The organism is Pseudomonas sp. SDO52101_S400 (assembly GCF_054071635.1).
In genome coordinates, this window is sequence record NZ_JBSVWF010000131.1 from 1 (window position 1) to 1,726 (window position 1,726).

The 1,726-nt window shown below is 62.7% G+C and carries 1 protein-coding gene; it reads left to right on the forward strand.

Annotated features, from left to right (window positions below):
* Window positions 1–62: 62 nt before the first annotated feature.
* Window positions 63–1,726: urocanate hydratase (hutU, locus tag ACW9HX_RS29020; protein WP_457383207.1), on the forward strand; the 1,664-nt coding region annotated here is incomplete at its 3' end.

Below are 1,726 nucleotides of genomic sequence, written 5' to 3' on the forward strand. Positions count from 1 at the left end.
GCGCACAAGCCGCTTGCCCATCGCCAGGGTTGGTTTGAATTGATCGCTGAGGAGTCTTTTTCGTGACTGACAATAAGCCTACAAAATTCCGCAATGTTGAAATCCGCGCCGCCCGCGGCAACAAGCTGACCGCCAAGAGCTGGCTGACCGAAGCGCCGCTGCGCATGCTGATGAACAACCTCGACCCGGAAGTGGCCGAGAACCCGAAAGAACTGGTGGTTTACGGTGGCATCGGCCGCGCCGCGCGCAACTGGGAGTGCTACGACAAGATCGTCGAAAGCCTGACCAATCTGAACGACGACGAAACCCTGCTGGTGCAATCCGGCAAACCGGTCGGTGTGTTCAAGACCCACAGCAACGCCCCGCGCGTACTGATCGCCAACTCCAACCTGGTGCCGCACTGGGCGACCTGGGAACACTTCAACGAACTCGACGCGAAAGGTCTGGCCATGTACGGCCAGATGACCGCCGGCAGCTGGATCTACATCGGCAGCCAGGGCATCGTTCAGGGCACCTACGAAACCTTCGTCGAAGCCGGTCGCCAACATTACGATTCCAACCTGAAGGGCCGCTGGGTCCTGACCGCCGGCCTCGGCGGCATGGGCGGCGCCCAGCCACTGGCCGCGACCCTGGCCGGTGCCTGCTCGCTGAACATCGAATGCCAGCAGGTGAGCATCGATTTCCGCCTGAAAAGCCGTTACGTCGACGAGCAAGCCAAAGACCTCGACGACGCCCTGGCACGTATTGAAAAGTACACCAAAGAAGGCAAGGCGATTTCCATCGCCCTGCTGGGCAACGCCGCAGAAATCCTCCCGGAACTGGTCCGTCGCGGCGTGCGCCCGGACATGGTCACCGACCAGACCAGCGCCCACGACCCGCTCAACGGTTACCTGCCGGCCGGCTGGACCTGGGACGAATACCGCGCCCGCGCCAAGACCGAGCCAGCCGCTGTCATCAAAGCCGCCAAGCAATCGATGGCGGTGCACGTTAAAGCCATGCTGGACTTCCAGAAGCAAGGCATCCCGACCTTCGACTACGGCAACAACATCCGCCAGATGGCTCAGGAAGAGGGCGTGGAAAACGCTTTCGACTTCCCGGGTTTCGTACCGGCTTATATCCGTCCGCTGTTCTGCCGTGGCATCGGCCCGTTCCGCTGGGCGGCGCTGTCGGGTGATCCGCAGGACATCTACAAGACCGACGCCAAGGTCAAGGAACTGATCCCGGACGACGCCCACCTGCACAACTGGCTGGACATGGCCCGCGAGCGCATCAGCTTCCAGGGTCTGCCGGCACGCATCTGCTGGGTCGGTCTGGGTCAGCGCGCCAAGCTGGGTCTGGCGTTCAACGAAATGGTCCGTCGTGGCGAGCTGTCGGCGCCGATCGTGATCGGTCGCGACCACCTCGACTCCGGTTCTGTATCGAGCCCGAACCGTGAAACCGAATCGATGCAGGACGGCTCCGATGCAGTCTCCGACTGGCCACTGCTCAACGCCCTGCTGAACACCGCGAGCGGCGCGACCTGGGTGTCGCTGCACCACGGTGGTGGCGTCGGCATGGGTTTCTCGCAGCACTCGGGCATGGTGATTGTCTGCGACGGTACGGATGAAGCAGCCGAGCGTATCGCTCGTGTGCTGCACAACGACCCGGGCACCGGTGTGATGCGTCACGCCGATGCCGGTTACCAGATCGCCATCGACTGCGCCAAGGAGCAGGGCCTGAACCTGCC